Genomic DNA, 20,677 nt, shown 5'->3' with positions numbered 1-20,677 from the left:
AGTATGAATGTTCGAACACACATCCTGCGCAGAAACAATACTGGCGGCATTTTTCATCAACGGGGTGTCGCGGCACTGCTGCTGGTGTTATTGGTCGGCATATCCGCAACCGTAGTGACCTTGGGAACCATGTCTTATGTACGTGGATCCCAGAAAAGTCAGCTGACGGTACATGGTCAGACTCAGGCTGAAATCAACGCCTGGAGCGGTGCTGAAGCTCTGGGGCAATATCTGAATGGTATTGAAGTAGAAACCGTAACAACGGCCATGGATGATATTGTGTTTTCCCGTGACAACCAAACCATTGCGTCGGCTCAATATAAACCCGATTGTTCTCAAACCAGCAGGGATTTGTATTGTTTTGATGTGAACGGCATCAGTGCCGGCCATAACAGCAACCTGGAGGTGGTCTATCAGATTCCGATTATCAGGGATGTTTCCTATACCGAGATCAGTAATCCTATTGTGATCAAAGGTGATACCGAAGTTACCGGTGGTGGTATGGCGTATTTGTCCAGTGACAGCATAGACGGCTTTGCCGTGGATGGTAATTTGACCATTACCAATGCTACCAAATCTATCGCCTCAGGTTGTGCGACCGGTAATATCCATGTCAATGGTGGTGGTGTCGAGGATAACGGTCATCTGTACTCCAGCAATGGTGATATTACCCTCGAAGGATTGAATTTGGTGGGTGCAGATATTTGGGGAGGAAATATTAATGTACTCGCCGGCAGTGGTTTCCACTTTAAGTCCATCAAAGCGGTTAAAAACCTGAAGGTTACAAACGCCGGGAATTTTAAAAGCGATTTCATCCATGCCAACGCCGTCAGCTTCGCGCTGGAGGGGCAGCTTGGGGAGACCCTGGTGCATTCCGATATTGCATTTGGGAATGGCAAATCACATCTCGATTATCTTGAAGCCGGTGGTAATCTGATATTCCATCAGGATGATCAGAGTCACGTTCCCGAGTTTACCCGTAACAGTAAAATTGCCGGAAAAATCCTGCTCAGGACAGGGGAAGATGGCAACACGCTTTCCACTCACTACAACAGTACGTTCAAGAATATAGAACAAGGACGAACCGCCACGGATCCCGGAGTACCCGAATGGCCCGAATGCAATGTTGATGCAACGCCTTTTGACGTAAATACACTGATTTCTCAGGCGAACTATATTTTCTATATTGATGAGTCCGACAAGCCGATGCTTAAAATTCAGAATGTCAAAAGGGCTTCTGATGATAAAAGCATCGACGCGACAATCAACCTGAGTTCAGAGGGTGGCATGAACACGGCGTACCTTCACAACAAACCTTTTTTCCAATGTGAATGGGATTCCAAGTCATGTATCACCAGTAAGTCCAATTCGACCGATGGCTGGGTGTTTGAAGGGGTCACTCACTTTCCGCCCGGGGTGATTTTGTTTGCCGGAAAGGGGAATCCGAACCAGCGCAATTTAGCGCCGATGAACTTCACGCTTGCATCAAAGAGCGAAAAGGTTGGGCCTTTGCTGAATACGATATTGGTAACCGGTGATATAACGCTGGGAAGAGGTGGTGGTCGCAAAGAAATCCATGCGCCGTATTTCAGTTCACCCGATGCCGTATGCGATGGCGATTTTTATCCAGCCAATCTATGTGATAAAAGTTCGGGCAGCTGGCAGTTTGAAGGTAAATGGGATGGCGATCGGGTGGAAAGAAACTATCCGGTTGCCAACACCTCAATCATGGTAAACCATACTATGACGTCCGAAGGCTGGTCGTTGGAAGGCAGTGTGATTGTTGGAGATACTTTTAAGACAGATAGTAACTTGACCAACGTTCATGGTGTTGTGGTGATTGGTTTGAATAGTGACGAAGGAGGAATGAAAATCACCCAAGGAGGCATCGTGGTTGATTTTATGGACCTGGACAGTAATTTTCTGAACATTCCCACCGGAAATACCCAGGTAACCGACGAATCCACTCTGGGAATTCCGACCGCCATGTGGGCGCGTTATTATTGATTGGATAAGTGCTGTTGAAGTGATCTTGTTAACGAATAGATGGGCCAGAGCGCTATATTCGAGGATAAAAAAAGCCGGTCATTGAACCGGCTTTTTTTATGGGGAAATGGCAATTATTTATGAATAAAACGATTGACCAGATTTTCCAGATATTCCTGTTTGCCGGATTGCGGTTTGGGATCGATGTCATTATCCACCGCCCATTGGCTCAGATCTTTCAGGTTGATGCCACCTGACAGGATTTTCTCACCGAGTTCTGAGTTCCAGCCGGAATAGCGGTTTTCGATAACCTTTTGCAGTTCTCCGCTTTCGTACAGATCAGCGGCTTTGGTGTATGCCAGAGCCAGTGTATCCATGGCGCCGATATGGCCGTGGAACATATCATCAGGATCTATCGATTCACGACGCAGTTTGGTATCGAAATTGAAACCACCCGTGGTGAATCCGCCGGCTTTGATAATTTCATAGCAGGGCAGAATCATTTCATCGACGCTGTTCGGGAATTGGTCAGTATCCCAACCGTTTTGATAGTCACCGCGGTTAGCATCGACAGAACCCAGAATACCGAGTGAGGCTGCGGTGGCAATTTCATGGTGGAAACTGTGTCCGGCCAGAGTGGCGTGATTGACTTCGATGTTGACCTTGATTTCTTTTTCCAGGCCAAAGCGCTGCAGGAAACCAAACACGGTTGCAGAGTCATAGTCATACTGATGTTTGGTGGGTTCCTGTGGTTTGGGTTCCAGCAGTATCGTGCCCTTGAAACCGATGGCATGTTTGTATTCAACCACCATTTGCAGGAAGCGACCAAGCTGCTCGCTTTCGCGTTTCAGATCGGTATTCATCAGATTTTGATAGCCTTCGCGTCCGCCCCACAACACGTAGTTTGCGCCACCAAGACGATGAGTGGCTGCCATGGCGTTCTGAACCTGAGACGCGGCATATGCAAACACTTCAGGGTTGGGGTTGGTGGCAGCGCCGCACATGTAACGAGGGTTGGAGAATGCGTTGGCGGTACCCCACAGCAGTTTGACCCCGGTCTCAGCCATTTTCTGTTCGGCCACATCGAGCATGGCGGCGAAATTATTGCGTGACTCCTTGATGGTAGCGCCTTCAGGGGCGATATCGTAATCGTGCCAGCACCAGTACGGCGCACCCAGTTTGGCCATGAAGTCGAATGCTGCGTCCATCTTCATGCGGGCCATTTCCATTTCGTCGCCAGGCTGATGCCAGGGGCGGTTCATGGTACCGGTACCGAGGCCGAAAATATCCTTGCCTTCCCAACAGAAGTTATGCCAGTAACAAACGGCAAAACGCAAATGTTCTTCAAGGCGTTTGCCCATGACAAGCTTGTCTTTGTCGTAGTGACGGAAGGCCAATGGGTTTTCTGACTTGGGCCCCTCGTATTCGATTTTGGAAATAGCGTCAAAATAAGTTTTCATGGTTCACTCTCGATTTAAATGTTGGGTGATTTGATAGAGCTGGCGATATTTCGACAGTCGGTTTTGGTAATACTGCTGTTTTTCAGGGTCGGGTTGATGGTGAGCAAGCACCTCCGGTGCCCGGCAAATGCTTTCCAGTTTTTCAGGTTCCATGGCCAGGTGTGCCAGTCGGGCAGCTCCGAGGCCAGGACCGACTTCTCCACCGTCACGAAAGACCAGCGGCTGGTTCAGTACGTCGGCAATGATCTGACGCCAGCGCTTGGAACGTGCTCCGCCGCCGATCAGGGAAATCTGTTTAAAAAGAGTGCCGGCGGACAGTAATGCATCCCGTCCGTCGGCAAAGGAGAATGCCACACCTTCAAGAATGGCCAGAGTCAATTCAGCGCGGGTGGTGGCATTGGTGGCGCCAAAAAAGCAGGCGCTGGCCATGGGGTCATTATGGGGGGTTCTTTCGCCCGACAGGTAGGGCAGAAAGATCACTCGGGTCTGTTCGATACCGCTGTCTTCAAGCTCCTGTAGCAGAGTGGGAACATCTTTGTCCACCAGTCCGGAAAACCATGACAGACAATTTGCAGCGCTCAGGGAAACCGCCATCTGATGCCAACGGTCTGGCAGGCAGTGACAGAATGCATGAACGGTGTTTTCGGGATTGGCGTGGTGAGCTGAACTGGCCACAAACAATACCCCGGAAGTCCCCAGTGACAGAAATGCATCGCCGGCATCGACGATACCCACACCGACGGCACCGGCGGCATTATCTCCGGCACCGGCGACTACCGGTACTTCCGGCAGTCCGAGTTCTTTGGCAATGTTCGTGCTGAGGTGACCGACAATCTGGTTGCCCTCAAATAGTTCAGGCATGTATGTCCGGTTCAATCCGGTTGCCGCCAACAGCTGATCATCCCAATCGCGTTTGGCAGGATTCAGCCACAAGGTGCCGGCAGCGTCCGACATATCACTGGCGTAGACACCGGTCAGACGCCACACCAGGTAGTCTTTTGGTAGGAGCACTTTTGCCAGTTGACTGAATACTTCTGGTTCATGACGGGCAACCCAGACCAGTTTTGGAGCGGTAAATCCAGGCATGGCCAGATTACCGCTGCGTTCACAGAAATCCGTATGCTCCCGCATCAGGTCTTCACACTCCTGGAAACTGCGACCGTCGTTCCATAGTATGCAAGGTCTGAGTACCTGACCATGGCTGTCGAGTAATGTCGCTCCGTGCATCTGCCCGGCAATCCCCATGGCTTTGAGGTTACTGAGGTCATGAGCACGACCCAGCTGATGTGTAACGGCTTGAATAGCCTGCCACCAGTCTTCCGGGTTTTGTTCGCTCCACAAAGGTTTTGGCTGACTGACCGGGTAAGCATGGCTTTGCTGGTCAATGACTTCCCCGGAGTGATTTATCAGTACGGCTTTAAGGGCTGAAGTGCCCAGGTCGAACCCTAGATACATAGTATGTCCTGATCTTATTTTTATTAATTTTTGACTAAAATTAATTCTGGTCTGATTGTCAGGAGATGTCAAAGAAATTCGCAGCTAAAAAGTTATATCTGTTTGGAATGAAAAGTGCTGAGTGACCTCTACACCGGAATAATCGAATACTAAACACGCAAATAGACAAAAAGGGGGGACTGCGGTGACGCATGCTGAAAATGTTGGAATGCTGGATAAAATATGGGGAGCCCTGGTCGGAATTGGTGTAATCGGCAAGGCAGTATTCACTCGCCCCACACCCAAGACCATGGCGCAGCGGCTGGCCATGTTGCCGACGGACAATCTTCCAGTGACGGCACCGGTGAATATTTATTGGAATAAATATCAGGTGCCGTTTGTGGAAGCTGAATCCAAAAAGGACCTTGCAGTGGCGCTGGGACTGCTACATGGCCATCTGCGTCTGGCTCAGATAGAAATCATGCGCCGCCTGGCTTATGGTCGGATGGCGGAAATGATCGGGCCGATGGGTTTCGAAATTGACCGCTCACTGCGGTTGTTGGATATCGGCAAGGCGGTGCCAGAAATTATTGCAAATATGGATTCCGCGACCCGGGAATGGGCAGAAAGTTTTGTCAAAGGTCTGAATCATCTGATCAAGCACACACCGGAACTGCCTCATGAGTTTGCCATCCTTGGGATTCAGCCGGAACTATGGACTCTGACCGATCTGATTACCCTGGCGCGGGTGAACTCATCTGATATCAGCTGGCTGGTATGGCTGAAACTGTTAAAAGCCAGGCGTAAATTACCACGTCAGACCTGGGAAACTCTGTGGCCTCGTCTGGTGAACGCTGATGGACCAACAGGCTACGCCGCAGAAGGACTGTTTGGTGGCGAACACGTGTTGGCCGGGCGTACCCGCAGTGGTAGTAATTCATCGGCCATTGCTGGTAGCCGCATGTCATCGGGGTACGCCGCGATTGTCAGTGATCCCCATTTGCCCATGGGCGTACCGTCACCGTGTTTTGTGGTTGGTGCCAAAGCACCGGGTTATCACCTGGTTGGGGCGATGATGCCGGGGATGCCGTTTTTCGTGCTGGGTCGCAATGAGCACATCGCCTGGGGTGGAACCAGTCTTCATGCCCAGGGCAGTGATTTGTTCGATGTTTCTGAATTCCCGGAAAGCCGTATTTCAGAAGAATACCAGCTGGTCCGGGCACGTTGGAGTCGCTCCCGGCGGTTGCGGATCCGACGCACGGATATTGGCCCGATTGTCTCCGATGGGCCTTTAATGAAGGTTGACCGACCTACTGCCATGCGCTGGCAGGGACATCGACCGAGCGATGAAATTGCCGCCATGCAGGCAGTGGCAACGGCTACCTGCTGGGAGGAGTTTCATCAGGCTTTGAAGCCGTTCGCTGTATCCGGCCTCAACATGGTGTTTGCCGGAGGCAAAGGGCAACGGGTCGGCCACTGTCTGGCTGCGCATTTACCGCGTCGTCCCAACGATACCCCCGAAGATGTGATCCTGCCTGCCAGTGCGGCAGACAGTTGGGATTCCATTGCTGATACCACCGCCATGCCGGTCAGAGTGGACCCGGAACAGGGATTTGTCGCGTCAGCCAATGAACGGCCAGAGGGCAGCGATTTTCCCATTGGTTACTTTTTTTCTCCGAAAGACCGCTCACAGCGTCTGGCCGAAATCTTCAGCAGTAAGGAAAAACTGTCGCTGGATGATTTGCGTGCCAGTCAGACCGATGTGGCCATGCCGGGTGTCCTGCCGCTGCGGGATTTATTATTACAACGGGCTGCGCTGAGTACGACGCAGGGTGATGCGCAACAGCACGTACTCACATTATTGACGGGTTGGGATGGCGGATATCAGGCCGGCAGAGTCGAACCTATGGCATTTGAGATGCTGCTGGCAGAAGTGGTCCGACGGCTGGGGCTGCATCGCCCTGGCAGTCACTATCATACCGTCTGGATGACTCACTCGTTATTAAAAGAAGATCTGCAGGCTGCGGATCCGACACATCTGGCGGGTGTTATTCATCGCGCTCTCAAGGTCGTGGCGAAGAAGATAGCGCGCTATCGCAAGTGGGGTAATGTGCATCGTTTACGAATCGAGCACATGTTCCATCATCTGCCATTTGTGGGGCAGCGCTATCGTTTTGCTGATCTTCCGGCCGGTGGTGGCGCTAACACGGTCCACAAAACCGGACATCCTCTGGTTTATGGACCTCACACCATCACCTTCGGTTCCTGCGCCCGACATATCAGTGATTTAAGTGACCCGGATGCCAACTACTTCGTGCTCCAGGGTGGACAGGATGGCTGGATCGACAGCGAAAACTTTGTGGATCAGCTGTCGCTGTGGCAATCCGGTGATTACATGAGAATTCCCCTGCGAATCGATACCATAAAGGAGACTTTTCTATATAGGAGTGTTTTGAAGCCGTCTGAATAGAAGCTTGATGAATATCAGCGATGATAATGGTTAAGCTGCTACACTATAGTTGTACGCAGACTTTGACGGAATAATCCCGTCGGGGCAGTAGTAGATCAACTGCATGGCATCCCGGAGTGACGTTGTATCCGGGTGGGTCTGTCGATTTGTTTTTTCAGTAGTTGGGTTTTATGACCATACAGGCGCTTTCTTTTTTAACGTTGCCCTCGGCACAATCATTGGCACACAGCATCGAGCGATTGTGTGCCGAACTTTCCTCCCGTCCTTTCACGGCCAATCGTCTGCAACGAGTCAGTTGTGACATTCCTGCAATCGATCTGCTGGAGCTGCTGTCCAGTGTCGCCATCGCTGAACGGGGGTACTTTGCCCATCGTAACCAGACAGCCGCAGTTGCTGGATTTGGTCAGGCGCTGGAGTTGAAAATCGATGCTTTGCATCATGGGCCTTCATTATTGTCGCGAGCGGAAATGATCGTCGCCGGCACGGATGCGGTATGGATTGGCGGCTGTTCCTATAATGGCGAGAGCGGTACCGGGCAGTGGCAGGATTTTCCCGCCATGCGGTTTTTGCTGCCCCTGCTCGAAATTCGGGAAGATCACGATAGTTTTCAACTGGCATTGAACCTGTTTGCCCGCGATGCTGAGCACTGGGAAGAGCAGTTACAGGCCATTACCCTGCTGAGTCGCAGTATTGCCAAAGCCAAAATCAAGGTCACCCGGGCCGCCACCATTACCCGTCGCCACCAAAGTGTGGATCGCCAGCAATGGTATCAGCAGGTAGGTGAAGCATTACAGAAGATCGGTGCCGGAGAGTTTCATAAAGTGGTGCTGGCACGGGAGGTGGCATTGCAGTTCAGCTCGCCGCCGAATATTTTTCAGACCCTGAAACGCTGGCGCCAGCAGTTACCCAGCAGTTTTGCATTTGCCATCGAAAACCGTGGCAAAGTGTTCTGGGGATGCTCTCCCGAGCGCTTGTTCAAACGTCATGGCCAGCGGCTGTGCACCGAAGCCATGGCTGGTACTGTGCGGCGGGGCATCAATCACGCTGAGGATTTTTCCCTCGAACAGCAGTTGAAAACCGATGACAAACTGACCCGTGAACATGCCGTGGTGGCCGATGTGATCTGCGAAAGCCTGCTGCCTTTGGCCGAGTCCATTGATCACAGTCAGAAGCCCGGTGTTTATAAACTGGACCGGATCCAGCATCGTTATCAATCCCTCAATGCGGTGTTGAAAACCGATATTTCTACCGACCAACTGTACCGCCAGCTCCACCCGACGCCGGCGGTATGTGGTCATCCCCGGGCTCAGGCTCAGGCGTTTATCTCCTCCTGCGAACTGACGCAACGGGGCTGGTACAGCGGCTGCGTGGGGCTGATCGGAGCAACCCAGACGGAGTTTGCGGTGGCGATCCGTTCGGCGCTCAGTGACAGAAATCATTTATGGCTTTATTCTGGCGTCGGTATCGTTGACGGGTCAGACGCTGATGCCGAATGGCTGGAGCTGGAAGCCAAGATCGAGTCTCTGCTCGCCGCCCTCAATTGACCCCGTCCCGGTTTCAGGCAGGCTACCGACAGACATAGAGACTGTTGAACGCTGCGTCTGTGGCCGGACCGATAATCGTTAAGTAACGAGTGACATGCCGTACCAACACACACTACACAACTCCCAATGGGCGGAATCCCTGATTCATCTGATGTATCACCTCGGAGTGCGACATTTTTGCGTCGCACCGGGTAGCCGCAATGCCGCCTTTTCATTGGCACTGTTCCGGCTGAGCAGGGAACTTGATGGCCTGAACCTGCATACTCACTTTGATGAGCGGGGGTTGGGATTTCTGGCATTGGGCCTGGCCCGGGTACAACAACAGCCGGTCTGTATCGTAACCACCTCGGGCACCGCCGTTGCCAATCTGCACCCGGCGGTGGTTGAGGCATTCGAAACCCTGGTGCCGCTGTTTATTCTCTCCGCTGATCGTCCTGACCGGCTGCTTGAATGCGGTGCCAACCAGGCCATTCGGCAAAAACATATGTTTGGTGCCAATGCCCGGTTGAGTGTCAATCTCAGCTGTCCGGCTGACAGTCAGGCGCTGCATCAACAGATCAGCGGTTTTTTGCAGCAATATGCACAGTTATCCCTGCCCGGACCGATCCAGCTGAACTGTCAGTTTGACGAACCGCTCTATGAACAGGTTCCACCGCTGCCGTTGGATTGGCTCCGGTTGAACCCGGTCACCTGTGCAACTCCGGCACAGAGCATCGATGAGACATTATTGGACATCATTCGTTCAAGCCGTTCGACGCTGATTCTGCTGGGGCAGCTCACGCCCCTGCAACATCGGCAGCTGTTGCCCTGGATCAGCCGATTGCGATGTCCGGTTATTGCGGATATCGCCAGCCAGTTTCGTGGTTGCGATGAAGTACACCTGCTGCATTACGGAGATCTGTTGTTGGCCCATCCGGCATTTGTGGCGCAATTACAGCCCGATCTGGTGATTCAGTTTGGTGGTCGTATCGTCAGCAAGCGTGTTGGTCAGTTTCTGGAACAGTATCTGCGCGCCCCTGAGGCACAGTATCTGCTGTTGTCAGAATATGATCAGCCGCTGGACCCGACCCGACGTGCCCGGCAGCAGACAATTTCGTTTGAGCGAGTGGCTGAATGGCTTCCGTCGCCATCGGTTCATCCCAATTTGCAGCTGTTGATCCGGCAGCACCAACAACTGGCCGAAGCCTTGCCGGATCTGGTCGACGGTAGCTGGCATGAAGCGGCAGTGGCCAGATTGCTGATGTGCCACATGCCGGCCGGCAGTGCGATTATGGCCGGCAACAGTCTGAGTATTCGCATGCTCGACAGTTATGGGCGTTTTGCCGAGCGGGATATTCATGTGTACAGCAGTCGAGGTGCCAGCGGTATTGATGGTCTGGTGGCCACGGCGGCGGCTCTGACCAGTGCCTACCAGCACAGTTATCTGCTGGTGGGGGATACGGCGTTGTTGCATGATCTCAACAGTCTGGCGCTGCTGGCTAAAATGCCTGCGGCGATCACCATCGTGGTGCTGAACAATAACGGCGGCGGTATTTTTGACCTGCTGCCGGCCAGTCAGCAGACGGCGTATGAACAGATGTTTCTGATGCCGCATGGGCTTGCGTTTCAGCACGCAGCCGCGCAATTTGAGCTGGATTATGAGTTAGTTGCGGATTTGCCTGGGCTGCAAAAACTACTGACAGTCTCCGGCAACCCAAAACGTTCCCGCCTGATCGAATGCCGGATTCATGAAGGCACGACCCGGCTCAAGGGATTTATCGAACAGATCCGGCAGTTGCCGGCCATCAGTGCCTGCCTGTGAAACCCGTGCAGTTGGTGATGATTCCGGGTTTTCTGGGCCGGGCCAATGACTTTTCCGAGCTGTGCTCAATGCTGCCGGCAACGATTCAGTGCCATTGCCTGGAATTGCCCCGGATTGCCGCTGACCCGCTGACGGACAGCTTTCATGAAATCGTGTTGCATTGGTTCCACCAGCACGTTGACCGCTTACCGGAGCGGTTTGTGCTGCTGGGCTATTCGCTGGGCGCCCGGTTGGCCATGAGTGTGTGTCAGTATTTGATGCAGTTCTCTCCGCAGCGGCTACAGGGGCTGATCCTGGAAAGCGGTAACTTTGGTACCCAAAGCCTCGCAGAACGTCATCAGCGCTGGCTTCTTGATCAGGCCTGGGCGCGACGCTTTGCCGCTGAGCCTATGCCACAGGTGCTGTCTGACTGGTATGCCCAGAATGTGTTTGCCAGCTTGCGGACCGATCAGATCGAGCGACTGATCAGCTCTAAACAGTCACTCGATGGCACCATGGTAGCCCGGCAGTTACTGGCCCTGAGCGTGGCCCGGCAGCCGGATTTCAGCGTTGCGATGCAGCAGCTGAGATTGCCCTTTTTCTTTCTCTCCGGTAAAAACGATTCCAAATACACCCGCCTGGGGCAGACCCTCGGGGCGGCACGACACCGGGTTGCCGATCATTGTGGTCACAATATTCATTTTGAAGATCCGCACTGGTTTGCCGCGACCTTAACTCACCTGATTGACTCCATGAATACTCATTAGGAATGGCCATGAATAACCCAGCTCACAGTTCCATCAAACCTGCTCTCGAATGGCAGAACGTCGGCACTCAATATGACGATATTCTGTATCACAAGGCCGAAGGCATCGCCAAAATCACCATTAACCGGCCTGAAGTCCGTAATGCTTTTCGGCCCAAGACCATTATGGAAATCCGCCAGGCCTTGTCAGATGCCCGTTTTGACGATCAGATTGGCGTGGTGATTTTAACCGGGCAGGGCGATATGGCCTTCTGTTCGGGAGGGGATCAGCGGGTGCGTGGCAACTCCGGTTATCAGGATGACGGCGGTACCCATCACCTGAACGTGCTGGATCTGCAAAAAGAAATCCGTTCACTGCCAAAACCGGTGATTGCCATGGTGGCGGGTTATTCCATCGGTGGCGGCCATGTGCTGCATCTGGTCTGCGATATCACCATTGCCGCGGAAAACGCCCGTTTTGGCCAGACTGGCCCGAAAGTCGGCTCCTTTGATGGTGGTTTCGGCGCCAGCTACATGGCCAGCCTGATCGGCCCCAAAAAAGCCAAGGAAATCTGGTTTATGTGCCGCCAGTATGATGCCCGGCAGGCGCTGGATATGGGTCTGGTAAATACCGTGGTACCGCTCGAACAGCTGGAAATTGAAACGGTAAGCTGGGCCAAAGAGATGCTACAGCATTCACCGATTTCCCTGCGGGTTTTGAAATCAGCCTTTAATGCCGGTCTCGATGGTCAGGCTGGTATACAGGAGCTGGCCGGTAATGCCACCATGCTGTTCTACATGACCGAAGAAGGACAGGAAGGCAAAAATGCCTATCTGGAAAAACGTAAACCGGATTTCAGTAAATTCAAGCGCCAGCCCTGAACCATGAATGACCGGATACTGAGCCTGGAACTGTTTCGTTTCCGCCTGCCACTGCAGCCGCCACTGGTGCTGTCAGAACAGGCACTCAGTGATCGTCAGGGGTTGTTGTTGAAGTGGCAGTTGGCGGACCGGGCAATCTGGACTGAGGTGTCGCCTTTGCCGGGCTACAGCCGGGAGACGCTGGCTCAGTGTCTCACTCAGTTGCGCGACTGGTATGCTGCCGGGCCTGAACTCAGCATAACCACACTACAGCAGTGGTCTGATCCGGGTTGGTATCCGGCGGTGAACTTCGGGTTGCGTTCGGCGCTGTTGGCCTGGCAGTTTCCTGAGCCGGAGCAACCGCAGATATGTCAGCTGCTGAGCTATCAGGATGGGGTGTCACAGAACACTGCTGATTGCATCAAAATCAAAGTCGGGCAACGACCACTGGTGGAGGATATTCGTCGCGTTCAACAGCTGCTCGACAGCGGTTTCAGTGGTCGTATCCGGTTGGATGCCAATGGCAGCTGGACGCTTGAGCAACTTGACATGTTCAATCGCCTGCCGGAATACACTGCGATTGAATGGTTTGAAGAACCCTTGTGCCATCGTGAAGATTATCGCTACTGGTCGCAATACAGTGATATTCCATACGCCCTTGATGAGAGTCTTTATCAGGTATCGAAAATGCCGGATTATTATTCTGGTCTGGCGGCATTTATTCTGAAACCCACGCTGCTGGGGTATGATCGTACCGATAAGCTGATACAGTATGGCCGGCAATTGGGGGTGCAATGCGTGCTGAGCAGCAGCTTTGAAAGTCCGGTAGGTATGGAGCTGATTTATCGTATGGCACAGTCATATAAATTGTCGGGTGCGCAGGGCCTGGATACTCTGAAGTATTTTCCGGCCATGACCTCATCGGGTTTTATCTCTCAGTCTCTGGAATCAGTATCATGGTAGCCAGTACCGTGGTAAATGTTTGCCCGATAGCGCTGGCAGCCCGACAACAGCCGCAACTGTCATGGTTGCTCATGCCATCTGAAACGGTTTCCTTTTTGCGGTTTGAGCAGTCGGTGCAGAAGTACTGTCAGTACTTCAGTGAAGCAGGATTGAGCAATGATGAACGGGTGATAATCCCGGCAGTCAAAGATTGGCATACCCTGGCGGCATTGTTTGCGCTGTTTCGTCTGGGCTGTGTGGCCGTACCGGTGGATCCGGACAGTCCGTCATCGCGTTTTCGGTCGCTGGCGAAGCAGATTGACGCAAGCGTGTGTGAGTCGCTGCCAGAGCTGTCAGCATCAGAGGTGGTTGCGGCGCAGGGACCGGATCATGTGGATTTTTCCCGCCCCTGTCTGGGGATATTTACCTCGGGTTCCACCGGTCAGCCAAAACTGGTTTTGCATACCCTGAACAGCCTGTTGACCAATGCCGCCGCCGCCAACACCATGATTCCAATGACAGGTACTGACCGGACCCTGTTGAGTCTGCCGTTGCATCATATCGGCGGCATTGTACAAGCATTGCGGGCAATGCTCTCACGTACTGCTCTGGTCATGGATGGTGCCGTGGATCAGCCGGATCATCTGAGATTCTGGAGTATTACCCATGTATCCATGGTCAGTACCCAGTTGCAGCGTTATCTGGCCCACGAGGTGGATTGTCCTTCGCTGAAGGTGGTCTGGCTTGGGGGTGGTCCCTGTCCGGCACCGTTGCTGGAGCAGGCCCGGAAACGGCAGCTGCCGGTCTGGCAGACCTATGGCATGACCGAGACCGCTTCGCATTTGCTGACCCTGAGCCCGGATGGGCGGATGATAGTCACTGCCGGAATGGAGATTCAGGTGTCGGCGGAACAGGAGCTGCTGATGCGCGGCAGCAGTTTGTTTGCGGGGTACTGGTCAGCGCCGGGCATTCAGCCGGCGCGCGACCACGAAGGCTGGTTTCATAGCGGTGATCTGGTGACTCTGTCTGATCACCATATGGCGGTGACCGGCCGCAGGGATAATCGTTTTATCAGCGGCGGGAAAAATATCCAGCCGGAAGAAATTGAGCGGCATCTGCAACAGCTGGCAGAGGTGCAGCGGGCACTGGTCGTTCCGGTGCCGCACCCGGAATTCGGTCAGGTGCCATTTGCCTTTGTGGAGTTGCGGGACTCCCAGGTGTGTTCTGCGCAATGGCAGCAACAGACGATTCTGGCTCTGAAACAGCGGTTGCCGGGTTATCTGGTACCCCGGCACTATGCCTGTCTGCCGGCGGAGGCCGGACTGAAGCCCCGACGACCACAGTTGCAGCAGCAGGCTGCCGAGCTGATGGCCGGGAGATCGGTTGACTGAATTGACCGGACCGGTTTGTATCCGGTCTGCATATTTGTATTAACACCAGCCCAGGAGGAAAACATTGATGAGTATCTGGAAACGCCATGCAACCGTGGACGATTTGAACGCGTTCAGCCAAAACACCCTTTCAGTGGCATTGGGGATCAAAATTACCGAAATCGGTGAACGGACGCTGACGGCCACCATGCCGGTCATGGAAGCCACCAAACAGCCCATGGGCTTTCTTCATGGCGGAGCATCTGCTGCGCTGGCAGAAACATTGGGCAGCATCGCCGCATCGTTGTGTACCGAAGACAGTAATATTTGCTTTGGTCTGGAGCTGAATGCCAGCCATTTGAAGTCCAAGCGCAGTGGCGAAGTCACCGGCGTCGCCACACCGATACGCATCGGTTCATCGGTTCAGGTCTGGGAAATCCGGATAACCGATGAAACAAATGAATTGGTATGTTTGTCGCGGTTGACCGTTGCGGTCAGAAAAATGAGCTGATAAAGAGGCATCTGCAATGGTTGTCCGAAAGATGTGTGGGCGACCTTCATTTCCTGACCCGCGTACATTCTGTCGCCGGGTCGTCATCCTTTCGAATTCAAGAGCAATAATCAGGTTGTCTGGCAACCTCCCAGAGCTATAGTAGGTCCAATCGCATAACTTGAACGAGTGCAACATTGTGACTGAAGCAACCCCGCTGCTTGATACTCTCTCTGCGGACCGGCTCTGGCAGGCTGTGGTGGACCGTGATCCCGACTTTGACAACGTGTTTGTCTACGGTGTCATTACTACCGGTGTCTATTGCCGTCCCTCCTGTCCCTCCCGGCGGGCCAATCGTGAAAACGTTCAGTATTACCCGACCCCTTCCATGGCCGAAAAAGCCGGGTTTCGGGCTTGTCGCCGCTGCCATCCTGAAGACACTTCCGGCCTCAGTGAGCAGGCCCGGACCGTAGAATTGCTGTGTCGTTACATTGATCGTGCCGAGACTATGCCGACCTCACTGGAACTGGCAGAAGTCGCCGGTTGGAGCCAGTACCACATGCAACGGGTATTCAAGCGCTATGTGGGCCTGACACCAAGACGTTATGCCGCCGGACGGCGGGCCGAGCGGGTCCGGGATGAGCTGAGCAAACAAACCACGGTGACATCGGCGGTGTATTCGGCCGGCTACAACACCGGCGGGCGTTTTTACGATGAAGCCGACAGAATTCTCGGTATGTCACCCAAAGCCTACAAAAAAGGTGGTACCGATACCCGCATACGGTTTGCTATCGGTGAGTGTTCCCTGGGGGCGATTCTGGTGGCTCAGAGCGAAAAAGGGATTTGCAGCATTCAGATGGGGGAATCTCCGCAGAGTCTGATCGAGGAATTGCAGGATGCCTTTCCGGCGGCCGAACTGGTTGGCGGAGACGCCGATTTCGAGGCGGTTGTCGCCCAGGTGGTCGGACTGATCGAACATCCGTTCCAGACTCTGGACCTGCCTCTGGACATTCGCGGTACCGCATTTCAGCGCAAGGTCTGGGCGGCATTGCAGTCTATTCCGCCCGGGCAGACGGCCAGTTATCTGGATGTTGCTGAGATGATCGGCTCCCCCAAAAGCGTGCGGGCAGTGGCTCAGGCCTGTGGTGCCAACAAACTCGCCGTGGCCATTCCCTGTCATCGGGTGATTCGCAATGATGGTGGATTATCCGGATATCGTTGGGGGGTGGAGCGCAAACAGACACTGCTGGAACGGGAGCGGGAAGCATGACGGGCAAATTACCTGCATCCTCGACCGCCGGCGATGGTGGAAATCAGCAGGTCATCGGTGCCTGGGCGTTAACTTTTTTTCCTGTCGAAGGGCTGTCGACTCTTCCGGAACCACCCATTATTCAGAACTTCCTTAATACCAGCAACCGACCTTAACCGTGCAACCGGGAGGTTCTTGTTTCGTGTTAACGGAGATATGGCGGGACACAGAATTTAAGGGCCTATACAGCATTTGGGCGTATTCGAAGTGACAAATAGTCGTGAAATTATTGTCACCGCTGTTCGTTGCTGCCTTTTTCGAGGCTGTGTGACACTGGAATCGTTCGTCTGGCAGACGACATCTGGTACAGCTTACACAAGGATACAATCATGACAGTAAAGGATCGGTTTAACGAAAACCTTGCCCTGTTGGGAACCTTCCCGCAGTTCAGGGATAACGAAGATTGGGTAGAGGAAACGTCCGTCTGGTTCCGGATGGTCAGGCCTCAAACCTTTAAACATACTCATTTTGAGCCCACCCGAGCGGATAATATTTTTAACTATCCGGCATTCACGATGAATCGTATTTTGACGGCATTGAACGAACAGGATTTTCTGTTTCTGCCGGAACAGCATGACGGCAACATCGTCGAACAGCTGAAAGCAGTGTACAGCGATGAGCTGCGGCAGCTGTCTGCAGAACTGGTGCCTGAACTCGAACGCCGGTGTCTTGGATTTCTGATGGATGAACTGGCGACTTTTGGCACCGGTTGGAACAGCGCAACACTGTTCGATTATTTCGATTCAGCCATTCAGGATAATGATGAATTACCTGCCTCGTTGGCGTTGGTGCGGGAATGGCCGGATCGCAAAGAACTGGCCGAAACCCTGGTCATTCAGCATGCGCTGGATTTTCTGCCGGAATCATCTCACATGATTCGTCATGGCAAAGGGGATTACGGTGCGCTGCAGTCTGCGCTGTTTCGCATCATCATTGATGAGTTTGGTTATGGTAATCATGCAACCAAACACAGCTCCCTGTTTAAAGCCACTCTGGCATCCATCGGATTGAAAACCCACTCTCATGCCTACTGGTCGTTTTATCTGAATTCCACCCTGCTGATGAATAACTACTTCCACTACATCAGCCGTCGTCCGGAATGTTTCTTCCAGTATCTGGGGGCCATCAGCTACGCCGAAAACACCTTCGGACCATACTGCCGGCAGATGGCCGGGCTGTTGCGCGAGGTCTACGGCGAGCAGGCTGATGTCCGTTATTACCAGGAGCATGTACACATTGATAAACACCATGGCCGCATGGGAATCGATGAATTATTGAAACCGGCCATTGCGCAGTTTGGCAACGATGTCGTCGCTGAGATGGCGAAAGGTGTTGAAATGACCCGCCGGTTGCAGCAGATCGCCGAGCAGGATCTGTCCAGTCAGCTCACCTGGATGGCACAGCAGCAGGATCATCGTGATCTGGCACATAAGATCAAGCCTTCTGTGTTTGGCGACATCGAAAACCTGCCGGTCATGTTGCTGGATGAACCGTATCACGAATTATCTGTCCCCCATGTTCACGATGGTGATGAGTTCTGCGTGGTGGATCAGGGGTTATTGCGGTTCTGTCACGGCTTTAACTGTTATTCGGATCTTGGTCCCGGAGAGTGCGTGGTCATTCGCAAAAACCGGCTTCATGGCGCCCTGGTGCTGTCTGAAAGCTGCAACTATCGGATTCTGTCGATCGGAGACTATGCGCGCTATGCAGACCATCACATTTAAAGTCACTGACCTGCCGCTGGTGATCCGGACACTCGACCGCTTTGTGCTGGCCCGATTGTCCCGTCAGTCAGAACCGGTATTTATTGATATGACCTGTCCGCATCGCGGTGGCCCGCTGACCCATGGCAAACACCAAGGTGAAAGTGTTCTTTGCCCCTGGCATGGCAATGCCACCAGCTTCTGTCGGCTGCAAAGACTGAATCTGCCGGTTGCCAGTCACGGTGATCGGATATCAGTGGAAATCGAGGGATTTGTTGGTTTTACCCGGACTCAGACGGAAGAGGTCTGTAATCACGAGAGCAATAATAAGGAGAACAATTGTGACAACGAATAAGTTAATCGAAATGGAAAGCGCGAAGTCCATTCCCAGATGGCATTTTCCCATGCTGAATGACGGACAGCGTAATCAGGCGTTTCAACGTGCCATCGAATCCGTTGATATGACTGGCAGGACGGTCCTGGATATCGGTACCGGCACCGGTTTGCTATCAATGCTCGCCGCCCGTAACGGTGCGAGCCATGTCTATGCCTGTGAAGTGAATCCGGATGTGGCCCAGATGGCGGCCGAAATTGTTGCCAATAATGGCTATTCCGACCGGGTGACCGTCATCAACAAGCTGTCCACAGACCTGATACCGGGGATCGATGTGCCAGCGGATATCGATATTCTGATTTCCGAGACGGTTGATTGCGGCTTTTTTGGAGAAGGGTTTGTGCCGTCACTGGTGCATGCCAAAAGCCGGTTGTTGAAACCCGATGCGCTGCTGTTACCACAGTCTGTGCGTTTGAAAGCAAGTCTGTTGAGCAGTCGCGATGTACATCGGCTCAATCGGGTCGACCGGGTGCTCGATTTCGACGTCAACCTGTTCAACAAGTTTGCCACTCCGCATTATTTTCCGTGTCGTCTGGACACCTGGCTTTATCAGCTGGCGTCACCAGCGCTCACCGTAGCCACTGCCTCTTTTTATCAGGACATCCTGTTTCCAGCCATGTCCAAGGTGGTGTTTGAACCGAACGTTTCGGCTCTTGTACATGGTGTGGTGTTCTGGTTTGAACTGGATCTTACCGACGATGAGATGTTGTCAAACCATCCCGGTAATGTTGCTTCCCACTGGATGCAGGCCGTACAGATTTTTTCCAGTCCCATTGAAGTCCATCAGGGACAACCGCTGCCGATGTTGCTGTCTATCGGTGAAACCGAAATCTACTTTTCATTCACATAAATCGTTCAGGACCAGTCATGCGGCTGGTAAAGGAGTCAAATTATGCAGCAGTCCAGCGTTCAACCCGCTCAGGATGTATCTACCGCGAGGCGGGATTTCAGGTTGTTGTTATCGGGACAATCCATCAGTCTGGTCGGAGATCAGTTTATGGTGATTGCCCTGCCATTGCTGGCGGTGTCGGTCGTCAGTGCGACTGAAGCACAGGCGGTATTACTTCCATTTGCCCTTTATCTGCCGTTTCTTCTGGTCGGGTTGCAGGCAGGTGCGATGATCGATTATCTCAAGCGTCGATCAGTCATGCTGCTGTGTGAAGCTGTACAGGTGGTGACATTTCTGACCATTGCCTTGCTGGGGTATTTTGATCGGCTGTCTTTTCCGGTTCTGATGCTGCTGGTCGGGGTATCCGGCATTTCGCTGGTATTTTTTCAGATTGCCTACACCTCGTTTCTGCCAGAGCTTTATACGGACAAAGAGAAACTGCATAAAGCCAACTCATGGCTGACGTTCTTTGAGTCATCCAGTAAATCTCTCGGGCCGATGCTGGCCGGCCCGGTCATCGCATTGTTTGGTACGGTCATCGCAGTGTTTATTAATGCGGTTTCGTCCATCGTGTCGTTTATCACCATCGGACTGATTCAACATAAAAAAGAACGTATTGAACTGACCCGGCGGCAAAAACAACCTGGCTGGATGCGGCGGGATATCGCTGAAGGACTGGTGTTTGTATTCCGACATCCGATTCTGGAACCGGTGATCACGTGTGGCGTGGTGTATGTGATGTTCACGATGATGGTGCGAACCACCATTGTGCTTTATTGCGTCAAGGTCATGGGACTGTCGGAATCGCTGGTGGGCATCATTATCGGCGCCTCTGCGCTGGGTTTTCCAATCGGTAATCTCTTGTCTGTTCATCTGGTGCGCCGCGTGGGCGTCGGCAGGGGACTGGTGTTATCGGCGACAGCGGCGGTGGTTGGACTGGCCTTTATCCCGGTTGCCGGCATGGCGGGTTCGGTACTGGGATTGATCACCGCGAATGTGATTCATGGCATGGGTGAAGGTTCCTTTGGACCCACCGCCGTCACGTTGCGGCAAACCGCTGCACCGGCGGAACTGTTGGGTCGGGTCAATTCGGTACAGCGGGTGTTGACCTGGGGTGCGTTTTCCATCGGCAGCCTGCTGGCTTCCGGCGCTACGTTGATGTTCGGCCTCAGTCACGCCCTGTGGATTGGTGGGCTGTGCAGCATGTTGTGTATTCCGGTGCTGGCCAGACGTGGAGTGTTGCTCGAATGCCTGCGACGTGAAACCACCTCGCAGCCCCGTGAATCCTGAACTTATTTTT

General features: G+C 53.2%; 17 protein-coding genes. 15 read left to right on the top strand and 2 right to left on the bottom strand.

Going from position 1 to position 20,677, the window contains the following annotated elements:
* Positions 1 to 3 precede the first annotated feature (3 nt).
* Complete coding sequence (locus tag YC6258_RS23005) at positions 4 to 2,007, top strand: hypothetical protein (RefSeq protein WP_044618969.1); 2,004 nt, start codon at positions 4 to 6, stop codon at positions 2,005 to 2,007.
* Positions 2,008 to 2,120: 113 nt separating this feature from the next.
* Here YC6258_RS23005 and xylA read toward each other — a convergent pair whose 3' ends face one another.
* Positions 2,121 to 3,446: a xylose isomerase gene (gene xylA / locus YC6258_RS23000; RefSeq protein ID WP_044618968.1), complete on the bottom strand. Its 1,326-nt coding sequence runs from the start codon at positions 3,444 to 3,446 to the stop codon at positions 2,121 to 2,123.
* A gap of 3 nt (positions 3,447 to 3,449) precedes the next feature.
* A complete protein-coding gene (xylB, locus tag YC6258_RS22995; protein WP_044618967.1) occupies positions 3,450 to 4,901 on the bottom strand; it encodes a xylulokinase in 1,452 nt (483 codons plus the stop codon).
* Between the two features lie 184 nt (positions 4,902 to 5,085).
* Here xylB and YC6258_RS22990 point away from each other — a divergent pair, with 184 nt between their 5' ends.
* The 14 genes from YC6258_RS22990 (at position 5,086) to YC6258_RS22930 (ending at position 20,667) form a co-directional block, all read left to right on the top strand.
* Positions 5,086 to 7,350 carry a penicillin acylase family protein gene (locus YC6258_RS22990; protein ID WP_052830519.1) on the top strand — a complete coding sequence of 755 codons (2,265 nt, stop codon included), beginning with the start codon at positions 5,086 to 5,088 and terminating at the stop codon, positions 7,348 to 7,350.
* A gap of 170 nt (positions 7,351 to 7,520) precedes the next feature.
* The gene (locus YC6258_RS22985) at positions 7,521 to 8,894 is read left to right on the top strand and encodes an isochorismate synthase (protein ID WP_044618966.1); all 1,374 of its coding nucleotides are present in this window, start codon (positions 7,521 to 7,523) and stop codon (positions 8,892 to 8,894) included.
* Between the two features lie 94 nt (positions 8,895 to 8,988).
* Positions 8,989 to 10,695, top strand: coding sequence for a 2-succinyl-5-enolpyruvyl-6-hydroxy-3-cyclohexene-1-carboxylic-acid synthase (menD, locus tag YC6258_RS22980; RefSeq protein WP_044618965.1), 1,707 nt, complete (start codon positions 8,989 to 8,991; stop codon positions 10,693 to 10,695).
* Between the two features lie 17 nt (positions 10,696 to 10,712).
* Entirely contained in the window at positions 10,713 to 11,441 is a 729-nt protein-coding gene (locus tag YC6258_RS22975) for an alpha/beta fold hydrolase (RefSeq protein ID WP_044620350.1), read from the top strand.
* Between the two features lie 8 nt (positions 11,442 to 11,449).
* Positions 11,450 to 12,301, top strand: a complete 852-nt coding sequence (gene menB / locus YC6258_RS22970; protein ID WP_044620349.1) for a 1,4-dihydroxy-2-naphthoyl-CoA synthase — start codon at positions 11,450 to 11,452, stop codon at positions 12,299 to 12,301.
* 3 nt (positions 12,302 to 12,304) lie between these two features.
* On the top strand, positions 12,305 to 13,243 hold the full coding sequence (gene menC / locus YC6258_RS22965) for an o-succinylbenzoate synthase (protein WP_044618964.1): 939 nt from the start codon (positions 12,305 to 12,307) through the stop codon (positions 13,241 to 13,243).
* Positions 13,237 to 14,613, top strand: a complete 1,377-nt coding sequence (locus YC6258_RS22960; RefSeq protein WP_052830516.1) for an AMP-binding protein — start codon at positions 13,237 to 13,239, stop codon at positions 14,611 to 14,613. Before menC ends, YC6258_RS22960 begins: the two co-directional genes overlap by 7 nt.
* Before the next feature lie 67 nt (positions 14,614 to 14,680).
* Complete coding sequence (locus YC6258_RS22955; RefSeq protein ID WP_044618963.1) at positions 14,681 to 15,103, top strand: hotdog fold thioesterase; 423 nt, start codon at positions 14,681 to 14,683, stop codon at positions 15,101 to 15,103.
* Positions 15,104 to 15,281: 178 nt separating this feature from the next.
* On the top strand, positions 15,282 to 16,352 hold the full coding sequence (gene ada, locus YC6258_RS22950) for a bifunctional DNA-binding transcriptional regulator/O6-methylguanine-DNA methyltransferase Ada (protein ID WP_044618962.1): 1,071 nt from the start codon (positions 15,282 to 15,284) through the stop codon (positions 16,350 to 16,352).
* Positions 16,349 to 16,507, top strand: a complete 159-nt coding sequence (locus YC6258_RS30405; protein WP_169749013.1) for a hypothetical protein — start codon at positions 16,349 to 16,351, stop codon at positions 16,505 to 16,507. The genes ada and YC6258_RS30405 overlap by 4 nt, the downstream gene beginning before the upstream one ends.
* A gap of 213 nt (positions 16,508 to 16,720) precedes the next feature.
* Positions 16,721 to 18,115, top strand: coding sequence for an iron-containing redox enzyme family protein (locus tag YC6258_RS22945; RefSeq protein ID WP_211264576.1), 1,395 nt, complete (start codon positions 16,721 to 16,723; stop codon positions 18,113 to 18,115).
* On the top strand, positions 18,096 to 18,449 hold the full coding sequence (locus tag YC6258_RS27675; protein ID WP_052830515.1) for a Rieske 2Fe-2S domain-containing protein: 354 nt from the start codon (positions 18,096 to 18,098) through the stop codon (positions 18,447 to 18,449). The genes YC6258_RS22945 and YC6258_RS27675 overlap by 20 nt, the downstream gene beginning before the upstream one ends.
* Entirely contained in the window at positions 18,436 to 19,338 is a 903-nt protein-coding gene (locus tag YC6258_RS22935) for a class I SAM-dependent methyltransferase (RefSeq protein WP_144407722.1), read from the top strand. Before YC6258_RS27675 ends, YC6258_RS22935 begins: the two co-directional genes overlap by 14 nt.
* A 42-nt stretch (positions 19,339 to 19,380) precedes the next feature.
* Positions 19,381 to 20,667: an MFS transporter gene (locus YC6258_RS22930; RefSeq protein ID WP_044618961.1), complete on the top strand. Its 1,287-nt coding sequence runs from the start codon at positions 19,381 to 19,383 to the stop codon at positions 20,665 to 20,667.
* Positions 20,668 to 20,677: the final 10 nt, after the last annotated feature.

Origin of the sequence: Gynuella sunshinyii YC6258 (assembly GCF_000940805.1) — a bacterium.
Classification (GTDB): domain Bacteria; phylum Pseudomonadota; class Gammaproteobacteria; order Pseudomonadales; family Natronospirillaceae; genus Gynuella; species Gynuella sunshinyii.
Note: the sequence above shows the minus strand (reverse complement) of the source record. Positions and strands in the feature narration are given on the sequence as shown.

Bases quoted from the DNA above. Each gene is read 5' to 3' on its own strand.
- menD (WP_044618965.1), top strand. From the start codon at position 8,989: ATGCCGTACCAACACACACTACACAACTCCCAATGGGCGGAATCCCTG.
- YC6258_RS22960 (WP_052830516.1), top strand. From the start codon at position 13,237: ATGGTAGCCAGTACCGTGGTAAATGTTTGCCCGATAGCGCTGGCAGCC.
- YC6258_RS22930 (WP_044618961.1), top strand. From the start codon at position 19,381: ATGCAGCAGTCCAGCGTTCAACCCGCTCAGGATGTATCTACCGCGAGG.
- YC6258_RS22955 (WP_044618963.1), top strand. From the start codon at position 14,681: ATGAGTATCTGGAAACGCCATGCAACCGTGGACGATTTGAACGCGTTC.
- YC6258_RS22945 (WP_211264576.1), top strand. From the start codon at position 16,721: ATGACAGTAAAGGATCGGTTTAACGAAAACCTTGCCCTGTTGGGAACC.
- YC6258_RS30405 (WP_169749013.1), top strand. From the start codon at position 16,349: ATGACGGGCAAATTACCTGCATCCTCGACCGCCGGCGATGGTGGAAAT.
- menB (WP_044620349.1), top strand. From the start codon at position 11,450: ATGAATAACCCAGCTCACAGTTCCATCAAACCTGCTCTCGAATGGCAG.
- xylB (WP_044618967.1), bottom strand. From the start codon at position 4,901: ATGTATCTAGGGTTCGACCTGGGCACTTCAGCCCTTAAAGCCGTACTG.
- YC6258_RS22985 (WP_044618966.1), top strand. From the start codon at position 7,521: ATGACCATACAGGCGCTTTCTTTTTTAACGTTGCCCTCGGCACAATCA.
- menC (WP_044618964.1), top strand. From the start codon at position 12,305: ATGAATGACCGGATACTGAGCCTGGAACTGTTTCGTTTCCGCCTGCCA.
- xylA (WP_044618968.1), bottom strand. From the start codon at position 3,446: ATGAAAACTTATTTTGACGCTATTTCCAAAATCGAATACGAGGGGCCC.
- YC6258_RS23005 (WP_044618969.1), top strand. From the start codon at position 4: ATGAATGTTCGAACACACATCCTGCGCAGAAACAATACTGGCGGCATT.
- YC6258_RS27675 (WP_052830515.1), top strand. From the start codon at position 18,096: ATGCAGACCATCACATTTAAAGTCACTGACCTGCCGCTGGTGATCCGG.
- YC6258_RS22975 (WP_044620350.1), top strand. From the start codon at position 10,713: ATGATTCCGGGTTTTCTGGGCCGGGCCAATGACTTTTCCGAGCTGTGC.